General features: G+C 70.1%; 24 protein-coding genes. 12 read left to right on the top strand and 12 right to left on the bottom strand.

Features of this window, described 5'->3' with window-relative positions; all coding sequences use genetic code 11:
* A partial coding sequence (locus AOM45_RS42005) for a transposase (RefSeq protein ID WP_156249767.1) occupies positions 1-568 on the top strand: 568 nt, incomplete at its 5' end.
* Between the two features lie 275 nt (positions 569-843).
* Positions 844-2,139, top strand: coding sequence for an NlpC/P60 family protein (locus AOM45_RS42000; RefSeq protein ID WP_030471434.1), 1,296 nt, complete (start codon positions 844-846; stop codon positions 2,137-2,139).
* Here AOM45_RS42000 and AOM45_RS41995 read toward each other — a convergent pair.
* Both AOM45_RS41995 and AOM45_RS41990 read right to left on the bottom strand, forming a co-directional pair.
* Positions 2,111-3,712 (bottom strand): hypothetical protein, encoded by a 1,602-nt coding sequence (locus tag AOM45_RS41995; protein WP_156094212.1) that lies wholly within the window; start codon positions 3,710-3,712, stop codon positions 2,111-2,113. The two genes, AOM45_RS42000 and AOM45_RS41995, sit on opposite strands and share 29 nt — an antisense overlap.
* 21 nt (positions 3,713-3,733) lie before the next feature.
* Positions 3,734-4,210 (bottom strand): GNAT family N-acetyltransferase, encoded by a 477-nt coding sequence (locus AOM45_RS41990; protein WP_030471436.1) that lies wholly within the window; start codon positions 4,208-4,210, stop codon positions 3,734-3,736.
* A gap of 59 nt (positions 4,211-4,269) precedes the next feature.
* Here AOM45_RS41990 and AOM45_RS41985 point away from each other — a divergent pair, with 59 nt between their 5' ends.
* Both AOM45_RS41985 and AOM45_RS41980 read left to right on the top strand, forming a co-directional pair.
* On the top strand, positions 4,270-4,803 hold the full coding sequence (locus AOM45_RS41985; RefSeq protein WP_030471437.1) for a TetR/AcrR family transcriptional regulator: 534 nt from the start codon (positions 4,270-4,272) through the stop codon (positions 4,801-4,803).
* 38 nt (positions 4,804-4,841) lie between these two features.
* Positions 4,842-5,483, top strand: a complete 642-nt coding sequence (locus AOM45_RS41980; RefSeq protein ID WP_030471438.1) for a Rossmann-fold NAD(P)-binding domain-containing protein — start codon at positions 4,842-4,844, stop codon at positions 5,481-5,483.
* A gap of 45 nt (positions 5,484-5,528) precedes the next feature.
* Here AOM45_RS41980 and AOM45_RS41975 read toward each other — a convergent pair whose 3' ends face one another.
* From AOM45_RS41975 to AOM45_RS41965, 3 genes are read right to left on the bottom strand one after another with little or no spacing between them, the layout of a single operon-like run.
* Positions 5,529-6,086 (bottom strand): isochorismatase family protein, encoded by a 558-nt coding sequence (locus AOM45_RS41975; RefSeq protein ID WP_030471439.1) that lies wholly within the window; start codon positions 6,084-6,086, stop codon positions 5,529-5,531.
* 32 nt (positions 6,087-6,118) lie between these two features.
* Positions 6,119-7,021, bottom strand: a complete 903-nt coding sequence (locus tag AOM45_RS41970; RefSeq protein WP_030471440.1) for a GlxA family transcriptional regulator — start codon at positions 7,019-7,021, stop codon at positions 6,119-6,121.
* Positions 7,018-7,566, bottom strand: a complete 549-nt coding sequence (locus AOM45_RS41965) for a cysteine hydrolase family protein (RefSeq protein ID WP_030471441.1) — start codon at positions 7,564-7,566, stop codon at positions 7,018-7,020. Before AOM45_RS41965 ends, AOM45_RS41970 begins: the two co-directional genes overlap by 4 nt.
* A gap of 91 nt (positions 7,567-7,657) precedes the next feature.
* Here AOM45_RS41965 and AOM45_RS41960 point away from each other — a divergent pair, with 91 nt between their 5' ends.
* Positions 7,658-8,551, top strand: a complete 894-nt coding sequence (locus AOM45_RS41960; RefSeq protein ID WP_051784348.1) for a hypothetical protein — start codon at positions 7,658-7,660, stop codon at positions 8,549-8,551.
* Positions 8,552-8,612: 61 nt separating this feature from the next.
* Complete coding sequence (locus AOM45_RS41955) at positions 8,613-9,353, top strand: class I SAM-dependent DNA methyltransferase (protein WP_030471443.1); 741 nt, start codon at positions 8,613-8,615, stop codon at positions 9,351-9,353.
* Between the two features lie 3 nt (positions 9,354-9,356).
* Here AOM45_RS41955 and AOM45_RS41950 read toward each other — a convergent pair whose 3' ends face one another.
* Complete coding sequence (locus AOM45_RS41950; RefSeq protein WP_030471444.1) at positions 9,357-9,707, bottom strand: DUF2203 domain-containing protein; 351 nt, start codon at positions 9,705-9,707, stop codon at positions 9,357-9,359.
* Between the two features lie 18 nt (positions 9,708-9,725).
* Between AOM45_RS41950 and AOM45_RS41945 the strand changes: the two genes are divergently transcribed.
* Positions 9,726-10,607 (top strand): oxidoreductase, encoded by an 882-nt coding sequence (locus AOM45_RS41945; protein WP_030471445.1) that lies wholly within the window; start codon positions 9,726-9,728, stop codon positions 10,605-10,607.
* On the opposite strand, the gene AOM45_RS41940 is transcribed toward AOM45_RS41945, so the two are convergent.
* A complete protein-coding gene (locus tag AOM45_RS41940; protein ID WP_030471446.1) occupies positions 10,594-11,337 on the bottom strand; it encodes an ABC transporter permease in 744 nt (247 codons plus the stop codon). The genes AOM45_RS41945 and AOM45_RS41940 overlap by 14 nt on opposite strands.
* Positions 11,334-12,233, bottom strand: coding sequence for a daunorubicin resistance protein DrrA family ABC transporter ATP-binding protein (locus tag AOM45_RS41935; RefSeq protein WP_030471447.1), 900 nt, complete (start codon positions 12,231-12,233; stop codon positions 11,334-11,336). The genes AOM45_RS41940 and AOM45_RS41935 overlap by 4 nt, the downstream gene beginning before the upstream one ends.
* A gap of 95 nt (positions 12,234-12,328) precedes the next feature.
* Between AOM45_RS41935 and AOM45_RS41930 the strand changes: the two genes are divergently transcribed.
* The 5 genes from AOM45_RS41930 to AOM45_RS41910 all read left to right on the top strand — a co-directional run bounded on the left by AOM45_RS41930 (position 12,329) and on the right by AOM45_RS41910 (position 16,556).
* The gene (locus tag AOM45_RS41930; protein WP_051784349.1) at positions 12,329-13,012 is read left to right on the top strand and encodes a TetR/AcrR family transcriptional regulator; all 684 of its coding nucleotides are present in this window, start codon (positions 12,329-12,331) and stop codon (positions 13,010-13,012) included.
* Positions 13,009-13,539, top strand: coding sequence for a molybdenum cofactor guanylyltransferase (gene mobA, locus AOM45_RS41925; protein ID WP_030471449.1), 531 nt, complete (start codon positions 13,009-13,011; stop codon positions 13,537-13,539). The genes AOM45_RS41930 and mobA overlap by 4 nt, the downstream gene beginning before the upstream one ends.
* Before the next feature lie 61 nt (positions 13,540-13,600).
* Positions 13,601-14,650, top strand: a complete 1,050-nt coding sequence (locus AOM45_RS41920; protein ID WP_030471450.1) for an AAA family ATPase — start codon at positions 13,601-13,603, stop codon at positions 14,648-14,650.
* Positions 14,651-14,712: 62 nt separating this feature from the next.
* On the top strand, positions 14,713-15,594 hold the full coding sequence (locus AOM45_RS41915) for a DUF58 domain-containing protein (RefSeq protein WP_081902549.1): 882 nt from the start codon (positions 14,713-14,715) through the stop codon (positions 15,592-15,594).
* Positions 15,591-16,556, top strand: coding sequence for a VWA domain-containing protein (locus AOM45_RS41910; RefSeq protein ID WP_030471452.1), 966 nt, complete (start codon positions 15,591-15,593; stop codon positions 16,554-16,556). Before AOM45_RS41915 ends, AOM45_RS41910 begins: the two co-directional genes overlap by 4 nt.
* On the opposite strand, the gene AOM45_RS41905 is transcribed toward AOM45_RS41910, so the two are convergent.
* The 4 genes from AOM45_RS41905 to AOM45_RS41890 are packed head-to-tail and all read right to left on the bottom strand — an operon-like array spanning position 16,553 to position 19,906.
* Positions 16,553-17,086 (bottom strand): dihydrofolate reductase family protein, encoded by a 534-nt coding sequence (locus tag AOM45_RS41905; RefSeq protein WP_030471453.1) that lies wholly within the window; start codon positions 17,084-17,086, stop codon positions 16,553-16,555. The genes AOM45_RS41910 and AOM45_RS41905 overlap by 4 nt on opposite strands.
* Complete coding sequence (locus AOM45_RS41900) at positions 17,083-17,946, bottom strand: TAXI family TRAP transporter solute-binding subunit (protein WP_030471454.1); 864 nt, start codon at positions 17,944-17,946, stop codon at positions 17,083-17,085. The genes AOM45_RS41905 and AOM45_RS41900 overlap by 4 nt, the downstream gene beginning before the upstream one ends.
* The gene (locus tag AOM45_RS41895; protein WP_030471455.1) at positions 17,943-19,247 is read right to left on the bottom strand and encodes a sensor histidine kinase; all 1,305 of its coding nucleotides are present in this window, start codon (positions 19,245-19,247) and stop codon (positions 17,943-17,945) included. The genes AOM45_RS41900 and AOM45_RS41895 overlap by 4 nt, the downstream gene beginning before the upstream one ends.
* On the bottom strand, positions 19,247-19,906 hold the full coding sequence (locus tag AOM45_RS41890; protein ID WP_030471456.1) for a response regulator transcription factor: 660 nt from the start codon (positions 19,904-19,906) through the stop codon (positions 19,247-19,249). The genes AOM45_RS41895 and AOM45_RS41890 overlap by 1 nt, the downstream gene beginning before the upstream one ends.
* Between the last annotated feature and the right edge of the window lie 77 nt (positions 19,907-19,983).

Here is a 19,983-nt window from a genome sequence, read left to right as displayed (position 1 = left end):
CGTGCAGCTCAAAGGCGAGGCCCTGGCGCACACCAGCGAGGCGGTTCCCGCCGTGCGGGAATGGTCCGGGACGGGCCGGTGCGGCCGCCGGCCCGCTGACACGCCCGTCTACCCGGACGAGCCGGTCAGCCTGGCCCGGCACGTGGCCGCCGCTGGCCGCGAAGCCGCACTCACCGTCACCTGGCGCGAAGGCAGCAAAGGCGCACTGTCCTCACAGTTCGTGTTCCTGCGAGTCCGGCCCGCCGGGCATCGCGTCCCCCGCGACCTCGACGACGGCATCCTGCCCGAGCGGTGGCTGATCGCCCAATGGCCCGACGACGAACCCGAACCAGTCACCTACTGGCTCTCCAGCCTCCCAGCCGACACCAGCCACACCGACCTCATCCGCTACGCCAAGATCCGCTGGCGGATCGAACACGACTACCGCGAACTCAAGACCGGCCTGGGCCTGGACCACTTCGAGGGCCGCTCCTGGCAGGGCTGGCACCGCCACGTCACCCTGGTCACGGCGGCGCACCTGTTCCTCACCTTGCTGCGAGCAGACCCAAAAGCGGCTGCGCCGGCCTGACCCTCTACAAGGTCGTCCGCGAACTGCAACTACTCCTCGCGACCTGGACCGGCGTCTGCCTGACCTGCCACCAAACCGTGAAACCGCTACGCCACAACAACTACCGACTAACCTAACAAAGCACTACTAGGCCGTACCGGCGACACGCCGGACCTCCGATCGTCCCAATTGGACCGCATGGCGTGTTCCACTGTGACACGTGTGGCTGACGGTGCATCGGTTCCGGATGCGCCGAATGCGTCTGATTGGTCTAATGCGGTCGGAGGTGATGTCCGGTGCTGACACGACTCTCCGCCGTGGTGGTCCTGATGACGGCCGTCCTAACGGGGACGGCCGCCGCCGTGCCGCCGCCTCCGCCGAACCCGAGTGACGCGGAGATCTCGGCGTCGCGGGCTGAGGCAGACGCGAAGGCGGCCCGCGTGGGCGAGCTGACCGGGCGGCTCACGCAGGCCGAGTCCCGCCTGCAGGAGCTGCTCGACGACGTCTCGTACAAGCGCGAGCTCGCCAACAAGGCGCGGGTGGACCTGGAGACCGCGATCTCCGAGGCCGAGGCCGCGCGCCGTGAGGCCACTTCCGCCCGTGTGCAGGCCGACGCGGCGTCGAAGGCCGTCGAGCAGAGTCGTCGTGAGCTGGACGAGTTCGCGGCTGCCTCCTACGCGCAGGGCAGCACCGTCGGTTCCTTCTCCGCGTACATCGGCGCAAAGTCGCCGGAGGACCTGCTCGCCCGCGCCCAGATGCTGGAGGCGGTGTCGGCGGCCAGCCTGAACCGCCTCGACCAGGTGACCCGCGACCAGGGCACCGCCGCGAACCTCGACGCCGCGGCCCGTGCGGCGCTGCAGAAGGCCGAGTCGAAGCAGGCCGCCGCCGACGAGGCGAAGAAGGTCGCGGACCACGCGCAGCAGGTGGCCGTGGAGGCGCACTCGGCGCAGGAGGCGGCGACCGCGGAGCTGCAGTCGAACAAGGACGCCGTCGAACGCGAGCTCGCCTCGGCGCGCGGTGAGGTCAGCGGCCTGGAAGCGCAACGCCGTCAGTACGACTCCTGGGTCGAGGCGAAGAAGCGCGAGGACGAGGAGAACGCCCGTCGTGCCGCGGAGGCTCAGGCAGCGGCCCAGGCGCCGGCGCCCCAGCGTCCCGTCGCGGCGGCACCGTCGGGCAACCGCGTGCAGACTGTGATCAACCGGGCGCTGGCGCAACGCGGCGTCATCTACGCGTGGGGTGGCGGCAACTACAACGGCCCGACGTACGGCGTGCGCGACGGTGGCGTGGCCGACTCGTTCGGCGACTACCGCAAGATCGGCTTCGACTGCTCCGGCCTGATGATGTACGCCTTCGCGGGCGTCGGCGTGTACCTGCCGCACTACAGCGGCTACCAGTACAACTCGGGCCGCAAGGTGCCGCTCTCGCAGATGGCGCCGGGCGACATGATCTTCTGGGGTCCCGGCGGCGGCACGCACGTGGCGTTGTACCTGGGCGGCGGAATGATGGTGGAGGCGCCGCATTCCGGTGCGGTGGTGCGGATCTCGCCCGTGCGGTACGGCGGCATCATGCCGTACGTGACCCGCATGCTCTGAGCACGCCGATCGCCATCGCCGCCAGTACGGCGTCCCGTCCGGACATCTGCGCGGCCAGGCGTTCCACGACACCGGGGTCGAGCTGGGCCAACGTCGTGGCAAGGCTTTCCCACGTCCTGCGGACGGGATAGGAGACCGAGTGGACGGCGCGCAATTCGCGTTGTGCTCGGTTGAGGACGGCCTTCGCCTCGCCTGAATCCCAGACCGCCAGGCCGGCGGCGGCCTTGACGAGGACCTCGGCGACCTCCGAGGAGTTGTGGATCTCGACTCGATCGAGCACCGCGAGCGCCCTCGCGGGGTCGGCCTCTGCGTACGACCCGGCGATGCGCAGGAGCACGGTTCGGGCGGCCTCGGAGTGGGGATCCACCGCGAGCACCCGCTCGACGAGCTGTTCCGCCCGGACCGGATCGGCACCGGCCAGGCTGTGCGCGTACGCCACCAGCTCGGGCACGGAGTCGCTGGCGGAGATCTCGTCGGAGATGAGGCGCACGACCTCCTGGCTCAGCGCGAGATCCAGGTCCAGGGCGGCGGCCGCGACCTCACCGAGCAGGTCCGTCGAACCGGGCGCGTCCTTCACACCAGCGCGGTGAGCGGCCGCGACGTCCTTGGCCGTCGCCAGCCAGTCCCGCGCCTGGTCGCGGTCCGTCATTGCGATCTCGCGAGCCATGCCGATGAGAGCTGAGACCCGGTGTTCGGCCGAGCTGATCCTGGTCGCGACGGCGTCCGCCCGGTAGATGTCCACCCCGGCGGCGGCGATGGCCAGGTTCTTGCGAAAGTGGTCCAGGTCGGCGTTGCGCCGGCGCGCGACTCGGAACTCGCGGTCGAACAGCGCGAGCGCGTAGTCGCGGTGCGCGGTCGCGGCGTGCTTGAGCTCGCCGCTCCAAATGCTGCCTGCTATTCCCATACCGCGATCGGACTTCTCGAGAATCTCGACGGCCCGGTCCACGTCGACGGCGGCCACCTCGTCCGCGACCTGGCGCAGCAGTCGATGCCGGTTCCACGTGTCGGCGCTCAGTGCGGCGTGCTCGGCGAGGTTCACCAGCCGGGTGAAGTCCTGCGGATCGTCTGCGTGGCGGACGGCTGCGAGCCACGCCAGGTGGGCAGGGGAGCAGTCCGGCCGCTTCTCGGCCCTGCGCACGAGGTGGGTGGCGCGTTCGGGATCGGTGCGGGTCAGCACGAAGGTCGTCACAGCGGCCAGCCCGAGATCGCTGTCGGGGTGGTCGTCCAGGAACGGCTCGACCAGGCGGCACGCGCGTTCCGGGTCCCGCGGGGCGACGGCGAAGGCCAGGTTCACCAAGGCGTGCGCGTGCTTGGCGCGGTCCGGCACGTGGGCGAGAACCTGTTCAGCGTGTTCGGCGTCGGTCTCGAAGTGAGCTTCCGCGATCTCGACCAGCGTGTCCGAGCGCTGCTGGGGATCGGTGATCGAGTTCGCGATCCGCACGGGCAGGTCGGCCGGCGGCCTGGCCGGTCCTGATGCCGGGTGGACGTGCAGGTCGCCGTGCACCGTTCCCACCTGCGACACCGAACCGTGCACGGTTCCCGGCACTGTGTTGCGCGTTCGATCTTCCGGCATGGGCCAAGCATGACACCACGCCTAGAGGTTCCGGGCCCAGAGCTGACCGATCACGTCGTGGCCGAAGCTGTGCTGCGGCGTCTCCTCGATCAGCTCGAACCCGTGTGCCTCGTAGATCTTGCGTGCTGACGTGAGACCGTCGACCGTCCACAGCACCATGCGTTGGTAGCCAACGGTTTTGGCGAACTCGACGCAGGTGTCGACGAGCTTGCTGCCCGCGCCGTGGCCACGGGCGTTGGGGTGCACGAGCAGCACGCGCAGCTTTGCGGTCGTGTCGTTTTCCTTGACGCACAACACGCATCCGACGCGTTCGCCGTCGAGCTCGGCGATCCAGGCGGCCTCCCTGGTGGCGTCGTGGCCGGTCGCGTAGTCGCCGACGATCTTGGCGACCAGTGCCTCGAAGGAGGTGTCCCAGCCGAACTCGGCGGCGTAGAGCTCGCCGTGCGCCTGGACGACCCAGCCGAGGTCGCCGGGTTGGTCGAGAGGACGGATCAGCACGGCTCCTCCAACTGACACGAGTGTTTCAGTGCGGCCATACTGACACGACTGTTTCAGTGATGCCAAGATGGGCCATGCCGTCCGCACGGGAGACCGAACTGCTTGAGGCCGCCTACCGCTATGCGCTCAGCCACGGGCTGGCCGACGTGTCGCTGCGGCCGCTGGCGGCGGCGATCGGGTCGAGCACGCGGGTGTTGCTCTACCTGTTCGGCAGCAAGGACGGGCTGGTCAAGGCCCTGTTGGCGCGGGCGCGTGAGGACGAGCTGGCGCTGCTCGCCGACATCGGCACCGGGCCCGGCGTCGTGGCGAGGTTGTGGGAGTGGCTGTCGGCGCCGGCGCATCGGCCGTTGCTGACGTTGTGGCTGGAGGCTTACGCCCGCTCTCTCGTGGAGCCTGACGGGCCGTGGGCGGGGTTTGCGCGCGCGACCGTGGAGGACTGGTTGGAGGTGCTGCGCGCTGCACAACCTGCGGATGTGCGCGATACGGCTGATGGGCTGGCCATGCGCACACGAGAACTCGCGCTGCTGCGGGGTGCGTTGCTCGACCTGCTCGCGACCGGCGACGGTGAGCGGGTCGGTGCGGCACTGGGGTGAAGCCGACTTTTTGGCTGTGCGTCCACTAGTTTTGTGGCGTGAAGATCGTGGTGTTCGGCGCCTCCGGCATGGTGGGTCAAGGCGCGCTGCGCGAGTGTCTGCTCGACCCCGCGGTCGACTCCGTGGTGACGGTGGGGCGTTCTCCGCTGGCGGTGAACGATCCGAAGCTGCGGCACGTCGTGCACGCCGACTTCGGTGACCTGTCCCCGATTGCGGAGGAACTGGCCGATGCCGATGCGTGCTTCTACTGCATGGGGCTGACGTCGGCGGGTCTGACCGAGGCCGAGTACACGCCTGTGACGCACGACTACGCGCTTGAGGCGGCGCGTGTTGTCGGTGGCACGTATGTGTACGTGTCGGGTGAGGGTGCGAACGCTGACGGTCGCGCGATGTGGGCTCGGGTGAAGGGGCGCACGGAGAACGAGCTGCTGGCGCTGCAACGGCGGGTGTTCGTCGTGCGGCCGGGGTTCATCCAGCCGCGGCACGGGATCACGTCGCGGACCCGGATCTACCGGTACCTCTACACGTGGACGTGGTGGCTGCTGCCCGTGTTGCGGCGGCTCGCGCCGAAGTACGTGACCACGACCGAGCACCTCGGCCGCGCCGTGGTGGCGCTGGCCAAGGGTGCTCAGGCGGAACGGGTGCTGCGCAGCGACGAGATCAACCGGCTGGCGGGCTGACACCGGCGCCGGGGAGCTCGCCGCCGCTCCCGCACGGCCACCTGCTCACGCTGGCTTGAACGCGTCCTCCGTCTTCACCACGCCCGCCGTGCGGCCGGGTGCGGTGTGGTTCTCCCAGTACAGGTTCGTGTGCGCGATGACCTTGTCCGGGGTCGGCGCGCCGTACTCCGAGAGGTCCTCGGTCGTGTGTGCGTCGCTGACCAGCAAGGCGTCGTAGCCGCGCACGAGGGCGCCGTGCAGGGTCGAGCGGATGCACTCGTCGGTCTGCGCGCCGGAGACCACGAGGCTGCCGATGCCCTTGCCCGCCAGCACTTCTTCCAGGTCGGTGGCCTCGAAGGAGTCGGCGTACGTCTTGTGCACCACCGGTTCGCCGTCGGCGACCTTCAGCTCGGACACGAACTGCCAGCCGTCGGACTCCTTCGGCATGTGTTCGGCGTTGCTGTGCTGCACCCACACCACGTCGACGCCGGCCGCGCGGGCCTTGTCGACGAGGGTGGCGACGTTCGCGACGACTTCGTCGCGGTTGTGGGCGTGGTTGACCACGCCGTTCTGCACGTCGATCACGAGCAACGCGGTGTTGGGGCGGTTCGCCAGAGTCGTCACGCAGGCCACACTATGCCGGGGGTCTGACAATTTCAGCGGGAGCGCAGCCGGCGCAGCATCCGGGCGTCCTCGAAGCCCACGTTCCGCGCCGCTGACTCCACGGTGGCGCCTTGGCCGATGAGGTGCTCCGCCCGTTCGACGCGCAGGGCTTGCTGGTACTTCAACGGCGTCATTCCGGTCGCACGGCCGAACAGTCGCGTCACGGTCCGTTCGCTGCAACCGGCGAGGGTGGCCAGCTCCGCCAAGGAAAGACGATCGGTGAGGCGTGACTCGATGACGTCCTGGATGCGGTGCACCGTCTCGTTGATGTGCGAGCGGTGGCGCAGCAGCACGCTGGCTTGCTGGTCGTCACCGTTCCTGCGCGCGTAGACGACCATCGTGCGTGCGATGGCCGCGGCGACGGTGGGGCCGTGGCGCACAGCGACGAGGTGCAGGGCCAGATCGATGCCGCTCGCGATGCCCGCGGACGTCACGACTCGGTTGTCCTCCACGAACAGAACGTCGCGCACGACCCGTGCGGCCGGGTAGCGCTGTTCGAGTTCGTCCTGCAGTTCGTGGTGTGTGGTGCACCGGTGACCGTCGAGCAGACCGGCGCGACCCAACGCGTCCGCACCGGCACACACACTCGCGACCGTGCCACCGTTGTCGTGGTGAGTGCGCAACCACGCCAACGCACGCGCACTCAACGGTCCCGAACCAACGATCCGGGGCGACCGCCACCCCGGCACGAACACGAGGTCGTGCACGTCGAGAGAGGGCAGCTCGGACGACGTGCCCAGCGGCACGCCCTGGTGGCTGAGCACGGAGTCCGAGTCGCCCACGTACGACAGCTCGTAGCCGCCCACGAGGTCGGCCGCGCTGGAGAACACCTGCGCCGGCCCGGCGAGGTCGAGCAGGTGCACTCCCGGCACGAGCAGAAAAACGACTCTGGTCACGATCCGGTCAGCGTAGCGACATCCGAGATCCGCGCGAACCGGCCCGCCAGCACGTACTCGGTCCGCTCGATGATCTCCTCGACCCCGAGCACCTTCCCCGTCCGCCAGTGCGGCAGCGGCGTGGTCGCGGTCGCGTCCGTCACGAACGTCATGTCGAACCCGAGGTCCGACCCGACCCGCGTGGTCGTCTCGCAGCACTGCTCGGTCTTGATGCCGCTGATCAGCAGCTCGCGAACGCCGTGCGTGGTGAGCGTCTGCTGGAGGTTCGTCGTGGTGAACGCGTTGTGCGACGTCTTGGTCAGCACGGGCTCGTCGTCGAGCGGCTTGAGCCCGTCGATCAGCCGCACGTGGCCCAGCGCCGGGTCGAACACGTCACCGCTGCCCGGTTCGGAGTGCAGCACCCACACCACCAGGTCACCGGCGTCGCGCGACATGTCGACCAGCTGGTTCACCTTGCCCACGACGTCGGGGTTGGACGTCTCGGCCCAGTTGGCGCGTTGCCGGAACGACTCCTGCACGTCGATGACGATCAATGCTCGCTTCATGTCATCAAGCCTCGCCGGGACGACCTCGCGCGGACAGGCACGACCCGGCCGAGAAACGGACGGATCCGGTCACCGTGCGAAGATCATCGGCATGCGCATCCTGGCGGGCGATCCCGCAGACCCGGCGTTAGGCGCGGAGATCACCCTCACCGAGGGGCGGCTCGACGGACCGGCGGTGCCGTTCGTGCGGATCACCGGCCGTGAACACCGCAAGATCCTCGTCGGCGAGGCGCGCACGGACGGCACCAGCGTCGAGATCGTCGTCCGCGCGGCGTGGAGCGACGAACAGGGCTGGCGCCAGAGCAGCTTCTCCGCGGACGACCTCGCCGGATCGCTGGACGAACCCGCCCACCCCGTCGACGGGCGTGAGCGGGCGCTGACGATCGCCAAGGCGCTCGCGGAGGGGTCCCGCAACACCGTCGCGGACCTGCGCGGCCTGCGGTACGAGATGGAACGTCAGGTCGCGGACCTGTTGGCACAACGCAAGAACACCGCCCTGCGCATGGTCATGGCGCAGCTGGTGGAGCTGTCCCTGGCGTTCAGCCGTGCCCGTGACCACGCGCGTGAGGCCATCCGCGAGGGACGCTTCAACACCGTCACCATGCGCCACTGCGAGGCCATCGACGCCGAGCTCGGCGACGAGGTCACCCGGCTGCAGTCGTTGCTCAGCAGCGTGTCGACGTTCGCCGTGGCGCAGGAAGGCGAGGCGCAGCAACGGTTCAACACGCTCGCCGCCGCGGCCGCCGCCGGACTCGGCCTGCCCGCGCTGATCCTGTCGCTGTACGGCGCGGACGACTACCTGCCGTTCACGTGGGACAAGGCGTGGCGCGCGCTGGTGCCGATCGCCGGCGCGCTCACCGTGGCCGCGGGCATCATCCTGCACCGCATTCCCGGCCGCACCACCGCGAAGCAGTACCTCGCCGCGCTCGGCCTGATCGCGGGCCTGATCGGTGTCCTGCTGATCGCGGGCTTCCTCGCGCCCTAGAACTCCGTCCGCGGCGTAAATGCGTCGACAGCACCCTCGGCGCTCGGCAAGGTGGTTGCCCGTGACGAGCAGTGAACTGTGGACCCGTGCGACCGCCGACCGCTACGACGCCGAGCAGACCGAACTGTTCTCGGATGCGGTTCTCGGACCGACTCTCGCCTTCCTCGCCGAGCTCGCCGGAGACGGCCGGGCGCTGGAGTTCGCGATCGGAACCGGACGAGTGGGCGTCCCGCTGCGGGAACGCGGCGTGCCGGTGGTGGGCATCGAACTGTCCGAGCACATGGCGGCGGCGCTGCGGCGCAAGATCGACGAGGACGCGCTCCCGGTGGTCATCGGGGACATGGCCACCACCGTCGTTCCCGGTGAGTTCAGCCTGGTCTACCTCGTCTACAACACCATCACGAACCTGCTCACCCAGGACGAGCAGGTCGAGTGCTTCCGCAACGCCGCGCGGCACCTGGCGCCCGGCGGCCGGTTCGTCATCGAGCTGGGTGTGCCGCCGCTGCGGTCCCTGACGCCCGGCCAGGTCGCGGTGCCGTTCGACGTCTCCGAGCACCATCTCGGCTTCGACACCTTCGACCTGGTCGAGCAGATTCTCGTGTCGCACCACTTCACCCGCGACGGCGACGACGGTCGCTACCGCCGCAACAACTCCCGGCACCGGTACGCCTGGCCGGCGGAGCTCGACCTGATGGCCAGGATCGCCGGGCTCGAGCTGGAACGTCGCGTCGCGGACTGGGACGGGGCTCCGTTCACCCAGGACTCGACGAAGCACATCTCCGTGTGGCGCAAGCCGGTCTGAAGATCATTCCGCTGGGAGCGGCCTGCGCCCCGCGAAGCCCAGATCCGCCCGGTGGTACCAGGACAGCGTCCGGTCGCCCTCGAGCCAGCACAGCAGCACCGGCACACCGTCCATCTCGGACGGGAAGTCGACGAGCAGCGGCGCGAACCCCTTCAGCTCGGCACCGGTCTGCTGGACGGCCTCCATCAGCTCGTCCAGCCGGGCCTGCGCGGCCTTGAACTCCGGTAAGCCGCCCAGCGAGGACGAGCCGACGGCCAGCTCGGCCGCGTCGGCGCGCAGGCGCACGATCTCGTCCAGCACCGGCAACAACCGGGCGAGCTCGGCCTGGGCTTCGGAGAGGGTGAACAGTCCCACGACACCAAGGCTGGCACAGTGGACCCGGTGACGTGGCGACTGGGTGACCTCACCGTGAACCGGATCGGCTTCGGAGCGATGCGCCTGCCGCAGCAGGGCACGGCGTTCGACCCGCACGCGCGACCACGTGACCGCGCGCAGGCGATCGAGGTCCTGCGCACGGCCGTCGAGCTGGGCGTCAACCACGTCGACACGGCCGCGTTCTACTTCTCCGCCACCAGATCGGCGAACGAGCTGATCAACAGCGCGCTCTCGCCGTACCCGGCCGACCTGGTGATCACCACCAAGGTCGGCCCGAGCCGCACGCCGCAGGGGGAGTGGCTGCCGCTCGCCACGCCGGAACAGCTCCGCGGCCAGGTCGAGGAGAACCTGCGCCAGCTCGGTCGCGACCACCTCGACGTGGTGAACCTGCGGGTCAGCGGCCTGGACGACGTCAGCGCCCACTTCGAGCAGCTCGCGGGACTCCGGCAGGAAGGGCTCGTCAGGCACCTCGGGCTGTCGAACGTCCGGCCGCACCACCTCGACCAGGCGCAGCGGATCGCGCCCGTGGTGTGCGTGCAGAACTCCTACGGGCTCGGCCACCACCCCGACCAGGACGACTTCCTCGGCGTCTGCGGCGAACGCGGCGTCGCGTTCGTGCCGTTCTTCGCGCTCGCCGGCGCGAACAAGGAAGCCGGCACCTCGGCCGAGGACGACGAGGTCACCGCGATCGCCGCCGCGCACGACGCCACGCCCGCCCAGGTCAGGCTGGCGTGGACGCTCGCACGGGGACCGCACGTGCTGGTCATCCCCGGCACCGGGGATCCGGCCCACCTGCGGCAGAACGTGGAGGCGGGCCAGCTCGTCCTCACGCCGGAGGAGCTCACCCGCCTCGACGCGCTGCACCTCAACGGGAACTGACGCGCCGGAAGAGCCACGTGGCCAACGAGAAAGCGGCCACCAGCAGTCCGCCGGCCCACGTCAGCGCGAGCCAGCCGGACGTGGCCGGCGCCGAGGTCAGCAACGCCCGCACCGTTTCGATGATCGGCGTGATCGGCTGGTGCTCGCTGATCACCCGCAGCACCGCGGGCATCGTCGCGGTCGGCACGAACGCGCTGCTCAGGTACGGCAGGAACAGCATGAAGAAGCTGAACACGCTCGCCGACTCCACCGACCGCGCGACGACGCCCACGGCCGCCGCGAGCCACGACAACGCCAGCACGTAGAGCAGCAGCAAGCCCAGCGCGAGCACCCAGCCGAGCAGGGTCGCCGACGGGCGGAACCCCATCCCGACGGCGGCCAGCACGACGATCGCCGTGGCGAGGGCGTTGCGGGCGACGGACGCGGTGACGTGACCGGTCAGCACGGCGAAGCTGCTGACCGGCATCGAGCGGAACCGGTCGATCGTGCCCTTCTTCATGTCGTCGGCCACCGACATCGCGGTGGACGTGGCGCCGTAACCGGTGCACAGCACGATGATTCCGGGCACCACGTAGTTCACATAGGACGTTCCCGTGGCGATCGCGCCACCGAACACGTAGACGAACAACGCCATCATCATCACCGGCAGAAGGATCGACATCAGCAGCGTGTCGACGTTGCGCCGGCTCAACCGCACGCTGCGGCCGACCATCGTGAGCGTTCCGGTCATGCCGCCACCGCCACGAACACGTCGTCGAGCGTCGGGCGGTGGGTGGACACGCGTTCCGGGTGCACACCGGCGACCCGCAGGTCGTCCAGCACGCGGTGCAGGTGGGCCGCGCTGCCGTCGGACGGCGTGCTCAGTCGCGACCCGGTCCGCACGCCGCCGACCAGGACCTCCGCGCGCCCGGCGTCGAGGGCGGTGCCGAAGTCGAGGTCGAGGCGGGTCCCGCCGACCTGGTTCTTGAGCGCGTCGGCGGTGCCGTCCGCGACCACGCCACCGCGGTGCAGCACCACGATCCGGTCCGCGAGCCGGTCGGCCTCCTCCAGGTACTGGGTCGTGAGGAAGATCGTCACGCCCTCGCGCACCAGCTCGCCGATCGCGTCCCACATCGTCGTGCGGCTCACCGGGTCGAGGCCGGTCGTCGGCTCGTCCAGGAACAGCAGCCGCGGCCGTGCGACCAGGCTCATCGCGAGGTCCAGCCGCCGTCGCATGCCACCGGAGTACGTGCGGACCCTGCGGTCGGCCGCGTCCACCAGGTCGAACCGCTCCAGCAGGTCCGCCGACCGCGATCGAGCCGCCGAGCGGGAGAAACGACGCAGCCGCGCGATCATCACCAGGTTCTCCCGGCCGGTCTGCTCCTCGTCCACGGCCGCGTACTGGCCGGTCAGGCTGATCACCTCGCGCACCTTCGCCGCCTCCCGCACCACGTCGAACCCCGCGATGCGCGCCGTCCCGCCGTCCGGCCTGGTCAGCGTGCTCAGGATCCGGATCGTGGTCGTCTTGCCCGCGCCGTTCGGCCCGAGCAGCGCGAGCACCGACCCCTCCGCGACCTCCAGGTCCAGGCCGGTGAGCACGGTGTTGGTCCCGTAGCTCTTCGTCAGCCCGGTCGTCTCGACGATCACTTGCCACCCCCTTTTATGCGTATCCCATACGCTAAATCGGAATTAGCGTATGGGATACGCATCTGTTTGACTAGTCACATGCAAAGCAGGGGTGCATGAAGAGGGGGCGCAAGCCGACCATCGACGCCGCCGACATCACGCGGGCCGCCATCGCGGTCGCGGACGCCGAAGGGCTCGCTGCCGTGTCGATGGCACGCGTCGCGCAGGAGATGGGCAACGCGACGATGGCGCTCTATCGGCACGTGAAGAGCAAAGACGAGCTCCTCGCGCTGATGTGGGACTCGGCGATGGAGGAGCCGCCTCCGCTGCCGGACGGCGACTGGCGCGACAAGCTCGGGTTCTGGGCGAAAGCCGTGCTCGCGGCCATCCGCAGGCGGCCGTGGTTCCTGCAGATCCCGATCAGCGGCCCGCCGTCCGGCCCGAAGAACCTCGCCTGGCTCGACAGCGCGCTCACCGCCCTCGAAGACGTTCCGCTGGAGCCGGGGGAGAAGATCGGCGTCGTGATGGGCCTGTCGACGTTCGTGCAGGGCGAGGCACGGCTGATCGGCACGCTGGCCCAGGGCTTCGAGGCCGACCCCGGCCGGTTCAACCACCAGTACGGGCAGCGGTTGCGCGAGATCGTCGACCCCGGTGCGATGCCCGCGCTCGCCGAGATCATCGAGGCCGGCGTCTTCGACCTCGACGACGTGGTCCGCGCCGAGGACCTCGGGGCCGACTTCGACTTCGGCCTGCACCTGTTCCTGGAAGGCGTTGCGGCACACATCAAGGGACGCTCATGACGTACGCGGCGATCATCCTCACCGGGGGCAGGGGTGAACGGCTCGGCGGCGTCGACAAGGCGGCACTGTCCTACCGGGACGCGACCCTGCTGGACCACGTTCTGTCCGTTGTGGACGATGCGGGTGAGATCGTCGTGGTGGGGCCGGAGAAAGACGTTCCCGGCGTCATCTGGGCGCGCGAGGACCCACCCGGCGGAGGTCCGCTGGCCGGGCTCGCCGCGGGGCTCGGGCACGTACGGGCGGAGTGGGTCGCGGTGCTCGCGGTCGACCAGCCCGGCCTCACGAAGGACACCATCGCGAGACTGCGCGCCGCTGGACGCAACGCTGTGCTCACCGACGATCGCACGCAGTGGCTGATCGGCGTCTGGAACACGGCCGCACTGCGCGAAGCCCTCCCTGAAGATCCGCGCGACATGCCGCTGCGCAAGACTCTTCAGCGACTCGACCCGGTGGAGGTGTCCGCTTTGCCCGGTGAGGCGCAGGACGTCGACACGCCCGCCGACCTGGACACCCTTCACAGCGGTTGAACAGGCGAAGAGCAAGACTGTCCCACGATCGGTAAACCCTGTTCTCCATGGAGGCCCGCACGTGACCGAGCCCGCCGCCGAGGCAACGCCGAACGCATCGGCGCCCGTCACCCCGGCTCGTGACGCCCAGCTGCTCGAACGCACCGTGTTCGAGGTGAAGCGGGTGATCGTCGGCCAGGACCGGCTCGTCGAGCGGATGCTCGTGGGTCTGCTGGCCAAGGGCCACCTGCTGCTCGAAGGTGTGCCGGGCGTCGCGAAGACGCTCGCCGTCGAGACGTTCGCCCGCGTGGTCGGCGGTTCGTTCTCCCGCGTGCAGTTCACGCCCGACCTGGTGCCCGCCGACATCCTCGGCACCCGCATCTACCGCCAGTCCAGCGAGGCGTTCGACGTCGAGCTCGGCCCCGTCGTCGCGAACTTCGTGCTCGCCGACGAGATCAACCGCGCGCCCGCCAAGGTGCAGTCGGCGATGCTCGAGGTGATGGCCGAGCGGCACGTGTCGATCGGCGGCCGGACGTTCCCGATGCCGAACCCGTTCCTCGTGCTGGCGACGCAGAACCCGATCGAGAACGAGGGTGTCTACCCGCTGCCGGAGGCGCAGCGCGACCGGTTCCTGTTCAAGATCCAGGTCGAGTACCCGACGGCCGAGGAAGAGCGCGAGATCGTCTACCGCATGGGCGTCGAGGCGCCCACGCCGAACCAGGTCCTCTCGCCGGAGGAGCTCGTGCGCCTGCAGGGCGTGGCGTCGCGCGTCTTCGTGCACCACGCGCTCGTCGACTACGTGGTGCGCCTGGTGATCGCGACCCGCGCGCCCGGCGAGCACGGCCTCACCGACGTCGCCGGCTGGGTCGCGTACGGTGCCTCGCCGCGCGCGTCGCTCGGCATCATCGCCGCCGCGCGCGGCCTCGCACTGGTCCGCGGCCGCGACTACGTGCTGCCGCAGGACGTCGTGGACGTCGTTCCGGACGTGCTGCGCCACCGGCTGGTGCTCTCGTACGACGCGCTGGCCGACGGCGTGCCGATCGACCACATCATCACGCGCGTGCTGCAGATCGTGCCGTTGCCGCAGGTGTCGGCCCGTCCGCAGCAGCCGGTTCCGGCTGGTAGGCAGTGAGCCGCGACAAGACCGCCGCCGAGCGCCCTTCGTGGGCGCCACCCGTCCTGCGTGGCGTCCGCATGGAAGCCGCGTTGCGCATGCTGGAGCTCGACGTCCGGCGGCGCCTGGACGGACTGCTCCAGGGCAACCACCTCGGCCTCGTGCCGGGACCGGGCACCGAACCGGGCGAGGCCAGGACCTACCAGCCCGGCGACGACGTGCGCCGGATGGACTGGGCGGTCACGGCGCGCACGACGGTGCCGCACATCCGTGAGACGGTCGCGGACCGCGAGCTGGAGACGTGGGTGGCGATCGACCTGTCACCGTCGCTCGACTTCGGCACGGCGGTCTGCGAGAAGCGCGACCTGGCCATCGCCGCGACGGCCGCGGTCGCGCACCTGACCCGCGGTGGCGGCAACCGCATCGGCGCCGCCGTCTCGACCGGCGCGGAGAACCTCCGGATCCCGGCGCGCGGCGGCCTCGCCCACGCGCGGGGCATGATCCGCAAGATCGCCGAGATGCCGCGCGCGGACGAGGGCACGCGCGGCGACCTGGCGGCGTTGCTCGAACAGCTGCGCCGTCCGCCACGCCGGCGCGGCCTGATCGTGGTGATCTCGGACTTCCTGGGCGGCATGGAGTGGCAACGGCCGCTGCGCGCGTTGTCCGCGCGGCACGACATCGTCGCCATCGAGGTCGTCGACCCGCGTGACGTCGACCTGCCCGAGGTCGGCACCGTCGTGCTGTCCGACCCGGAGACCGGCCGGCAGCGCGAGGTGACCGCGTCCGCGTTGCTGCGCAAGGAGTTCAACGCGGCGGCCGCGGAACACCGGGCCGAGGTGGCGGCGGGGCTGCGGCGCGCGGGCGCCGGGCACCTGGTGCTGCGGACCGACTCGGACTGGATCGCGGACACGGTTCGTTTCGTGGTGGCGCGCAAGCGCCGCTGGTCTGGGGGTGTCGCGTGAGCTTCTCGAACTTCGTCGCCCCGTGGTGGTTCCTGCTGCTGGTCGCGGTCGCCCTGCTCGGCGCCGGATACGTTGTCGCACAACGGATGCGGCGCAAGCGGGTGCTGCGGTTCACGAACCTGGAGCTGCTGGAGAAGGTCGCGCCCAAGCGGGAGCGCTGGTCGCGTCACGTCCCGGCGGCGTTCCTGCTGGCCGCGCTGGCGTTGCTGACGGTCGCACTGGCCGGGCCGACGTCCGAGCAGCGGGTGCCGCGCAACCGGGCGACCGTGATGCTCGTGGTCGACGTGTCGCTGTCGATGAAGGCGACGGACGTGAAGCCGTCCCGCCTGGAGGCCGCGCAGGTGGCCGCCAAGTCGTTCGCCGAGGGCCTGACGCCGGGCATCAACCTCGGCCTGATCTCGTTCGCCGGCTCGGCCACCGTGCTGGTCGCGCCGACGACGGACCGCGCGGCCGTCACGCAGTCGATCGACGGGCTCAAGCTCGCCCAGTCGACCGCGACCGGTGACGCGCTGGTGGCCGCCATGGCGTCGATCGACTCGTTCGGCAAGGTCGTCGGTGGCGCCGAGGGTCCGCCGCCCGCCCGCATCGTGCTGATGACGGACGGCAAGGAGACGGTCGGTACGCGCAAGGCGTTCGACGCGGCCGAGGACGCCAAGAAGGCCGGGATCCCGATCTCCACGATCTCGTTCGGCACCGAGGACGGCGTGGTCGACATCGAGGGACGGCAGCAGTCCGTGCCGGTCGACGACGACTCGATGAAGGAGATCGCGAAGATCTCCGGCGGCGAGTTCTTCAAGGCCGCCTCCGCCGAGGAGCTGCGCCGGGTCTACGACACGCTCGGCGAGCAGATCGGCTACGAGAAGAAGCAGGCGGACGCGTCGAAGCCGTGGCTGTTGCTCGGCACGATGACGGCGATGTTCGCGGCGGCCGCGGCGTTGCTCCTGGGGCAGAGACTTCCCTAGAGCCTGCCGTAGGTCAGCAGCACGACTCCGCTGTCGAACGCCCTGGTGCCCTTGAGCGCCAGGGCGTTCGGCTTCTTGAAGAACGGCGTGCCGCCGCCGATCGCGACCGGGTTGACGTAGAGGCGGATCTCGTCGACCAGGTCGTGCGCGAAGAACGTCTCCAGCAGGTTCGGGCCGCCGACCATGCTGTCGCCCGGCAGGTTCCTGACCTCGTCGGGATCGACCTCGGTGCGGGTCTCGCTGTTGTACTCGGTGAACGTGCGCGTGCGGCTGTAGATGATCTTGCGCACGTCCCGCCAGATCGGGGCGAACTCCCGCATCTTCTGCGTGAAGTCGGGGTTGTCCTCGGCGTGCGGCCACGCTTCCAGCATCAGCTCGTGCGTGCGGCGGCCGTCGAGGAGCTGGGTCATCGCCGCGAGGTCGGCGTTGATGTAGTCGTGCATGTCCTCGCTCATGTGGTGCCAGCTGATGTCGTGGCCGGGTCCCTCGAAGAACCCGTCCAGCGAGACCGACGCCATCGTGATGATCATCCGTGCAACCTCCGGTACTCCGCTGCCGCCCCTGGATGCAGAGGTACTTTGCCCGTGTCGATGAGGCTGCGCACGTCCAGGTACTGGGTCCCGAGCGCCTGGTCAGGCACCAGCTGCGCCGCCTTGCCCACGAGCAGCCGGACGACCGCGCCCGCGTAGTCCGCGCTCAGGTCCGGCCGGCACACCAGCAGGTTCGGCGTGCCGATCGTCGGGACGTCGAACGCCGCGCCGTACACGCCCGTGCGGATGTCCACGCGTTCGTAGACCTTGCCGTAGTCCTGGCGCAGGCGCGGCAGGAAGCCGTCCAGCGGCAGTAGCCTGATGCCGCTGGCCTTGTCGAGCTCCGGGGTCGGGACGCCGCCGGACCACAGCAGCGCCGCGATCTCACCCGCCTTCAGGGCGTCCACGGCGTTGCGCAACGGGTAGTGCTCCTCCCGCACGCCCAGCGCGAGCCGGGAGCCCTGCAGCGCGGCGCCGGAGCCGGCCGCGCCGAGCGACACCGGTTTGCCGATCAGGTCGGCGGCGGTGCGGTAGGGCGAGGAGTCGAGGACCACCAGCTGCAGGTAGTTCTCGTAGACGCGGCCCAGTGCGACCAGGCCGGGTTCCATGTGGGCGCTGTCGCTCAAGGTCAGCGCCAGGTCGGCGGTGTGCTCGCGCAGGTGCCTGAGGTTGTCGGCGCTGCCGCCGGTCTCGATCGGGGTGATGGTGAGCGGGCTGGGGGCGAGGCGGGAGATGAGCGCGGCGAAGTCGTTGTAGAAGCCGCCGGGTTCACCGCCCGCGATCCGGATCGTGCCGGACGGTTCGCTGGTGCCGCACGCGGTCAGGGCCAGCGCGCCGAGCAGGAACGTTCTGCGCCTCACAGCAGCGGCTCCTTCGGCAGTTCCACCGTCACGACCAGGCCGTTGTCGGTGTGCAGCTTGAGCTTCCCGTCGTGTGCGGTGACGATCCGTTCCGCGATGGCGAGGCCCAGGCCCGTGCCGCGCTGGGAGTCGTCGCCGCGCCAGAACCGTTCGGTGGCGTGCTTGATGTCCTTTTTGGACAGACCGCGGCCGTTGTCCCGCACGGTCAGCGTCGCCCGGTCGCACCCGACCGTGATCTGTCGGCCGCCGTACTTGATGGCGTTGTCCAGCAACACGTCCAGCACCTGCGCGAGGTCCGACACCGCGCACCGCACCAGTCCGGGCGCGCGGTCCTCGACCGTGATCGTGGCGCCTGCCGAATGGGCGGCCGCACGCCACGCGTCCACCCGGTCGTGCGCGACGACCTGCAGATCGGCGAGCTCGGGTTCCACGCCGCCCGCCGCGCGTTCGGTGGCGGTGCTCTCGGCCGAGGCCAGGGCGAGCAGGCCGTCCAGCAACGACTCCAGGCGTTCGACCTCGGTCAGCAACGAGCCGTTGGACGGCAGCATGTCGACGCGCAGCCGCAGCGCCGCCATCGGGTTGCGCAGCTGGTGCGAGGCGTCGGCGATCAGGCGTCGCTGCTGGTCGGCGGCTTCGGCGACGGCGTCGGACATGCGGTTGAACGACTCGGACAACGCCCGCAGCTCGGCAGGACCCGCGGTGTCGGCCACGTGGGTGCGGCGCTGCCCCTCCGCGACCGCCCGCACGCCCCGGTCCAGCTCCTTGAGCGGCCGGAGCAGCCAGCGGGCGACGACCAACGCCAGCAGCACGCACGCGCAGGCCGCGAGCAACGCCCCTGCCAGCACGATCGCCCACCGCCGTGCGACGTCGAGAGCGGCCACCTCGGTCGACGCGCGCAGCACCACGGCCCCCGCGACTTTCGTGCCGGTGCCGACGGGACGTGCGAACAGGACGTCGCCACCGCTCCACGGCATCACGGTCGGCACGGGGGCGGCGGGCTGGTTGCGCAGCGCCGCGTCGATCTGCGCGGACACGTCGGCGACCGTCATGCCCGACTCGACGACGGGAGTGCCGGACGCGTCGACGACCACGACCTCCTCGCCGTAGACCTCGGCGTAGCGCTGCGCCTCGGACACGACGACGTCGACGGGCAGCGTGGCGAAGCGGTCGAGGTCGGCGGTGCGGCTGATCACGAACTGCTGGGTGCGTTCCGACGCCGTGCTCATCAGCAGCGGGAAGGCGAACGCGGTGACCGCCGAGAGCGAGAAGAGCAGCAGCACCAACAGAAGCCGTTGCCGCATCACTCACCGAGCCGGTAACCGAAACCGCGGATCGTGTGCAGCAGGCCCGGCCGGTCGAGCTTGGCGCGCAGCTGCGTGAGGTGCACGTCGAGAGTGCGCGACACCGCCACGAACGCGTTGCCCCACACCTCGTCCATCAACTGCTGACGACTCACCGCCGTGCCCGGTCGTCGCGCGAGCACAGCGAGGACGTCGAACTCCTTGGTGGTCAACGAGATCTCGCGCCCGCCCACCACGACCTGACGGCTCTGCAGATCGATCTCCACATCGGACACCCGCACGATGTCACCGGGTTCCTGCGACCGCGCCGCACTGCGCCGCGCCACGGCGTCGATGCGGGCCAGCAACTCGGCCAGCCGCACGGGCTTGACCAGGTAGTCGTCCGCGCCCAGCCGCAGCCCGCGCACCACGGTCCGCTCGTCGCCGCGGGCGGTCAGCACCAGCACGGGCACCGGGTCGATCTTGCGGAGCTTGCGCAGCACCTCCAGACCGTCCTGGTCGGGCAGACCGAGGTCGAGCAGCACGACGTCGGCGTCGCGGTGGGCGATCAACGCGTCGGCGCCCCTGCTCACGCGGGAAGGCCGGTGCCCGTTCGCCCGCAGTGCCTCCACCAGGGCGTCCGCGACACCGTCGTCGTCTTCGACCAACAGCACCCGCATGCGAGCAGTATCGGCCATGACGGGTGTTTCCTGCGCGTGGCGACGCGCCTAAGTGACTGTAAAGAAGCGTCCGCCCA

Source organism: Lentzea aerocolonigenes, from assembly GCF_000974445.1.
Classification (GTDB): Bacteria; Actinomycetota; Actinomycetes; order Mycobacteriales; family Pseudonocardiaceae; genus Lentzea; species Lentzea aerocolonigenes.
This window is presented reverse-complemented; position numbering and strand designations above follow the sequence as displayed.

What these genes read in the sequence shown, in the direction of transcription:
- AOM45_RS41995 (WP_156094212.1), bottom strand. Translation starts at nt 3,712, where the DNA reads ATGCCGGAAGATCGAACGCGCAACACAGTGCCGGGAACCGTGCACGGT.
- AOM45_RS41985 (WP_030471437.1), top strand. Translation starts at nt 4,270, where the DNA reads ATGCCAAGATGGGCCATGCCGTCCGCACGGGAGACCGAACTGCTTGAG.
- AOM45_RS41965 (WP_030471441.1), bottom strand. Translation starts at nt 7,566, where the DNA reads ATGAAGCGAGCATTGATCGTCATCGACGTGCAGGAGTCGTTCCGGCAA.
- AOM45_RS41960 (WP_051784348.1), top strand. Translation starts at nt 7,658, where the DNA reads ATGCGCATCCTGGCGGGCGATCCCGCAGACCCGGCGTTAGGCGCGGAG.
- AOM45_RS41940 (WP_030471446.1), bottom strand. Translation starts at nt 11,337, where the DNA reads ATGACCGGAACGCTCACGATGGTCGGCCGCAGCGTGCGGTTGAGCCGG.
- AOM45_RS41930 (WP_051784349.1), top strand. Translation starts at nt 12,329, where the DNA reads ATGAAGAGGGGGCGCAAGCCGACCATCGACGCCGCCGACATCACGCGG.
- mobA (WP_030471449.1), top strand. Translation starts at nt 13,009, where the DNA reads ATGACGTACGCGGCGATCATCCTCACCGGGGGCAGGGGTGAACGGCTC.
- AOM45_RS41915 (WP_081902549.1), top strand. Translation starts at nt 14,713, where the DNA reads ATGGAAGCCGCGTTGCGCATGCTGGAGCTCGACGTCCGGCGGCGCCTG.
- AOM45_RS41905 (WP_030471453.1), bottom strand. Translation starts at nt 17,086, where the DNA reads ATGATCATCACGATGGCGTCGGTCTCGCTGGACGGGTTCTTCGAGGGA.
- AOM45_RS41895 (WP_030471455.1), bottom strand. Translation starts at nt 19,247, where the DNA reads ATGCGGCAACGGCTTCTGTTGGTGCTGCTGCTCTTCTCGCTCTCGGCG.
- AOM45_RS41890 (WP_030471456.1), bottom strand. Translation starts at nt 19,906, where the DNA reads ATGCGGGTGCTGTTGGTCGAAGACGACGACGGTGTCGCGGACGCCCTG.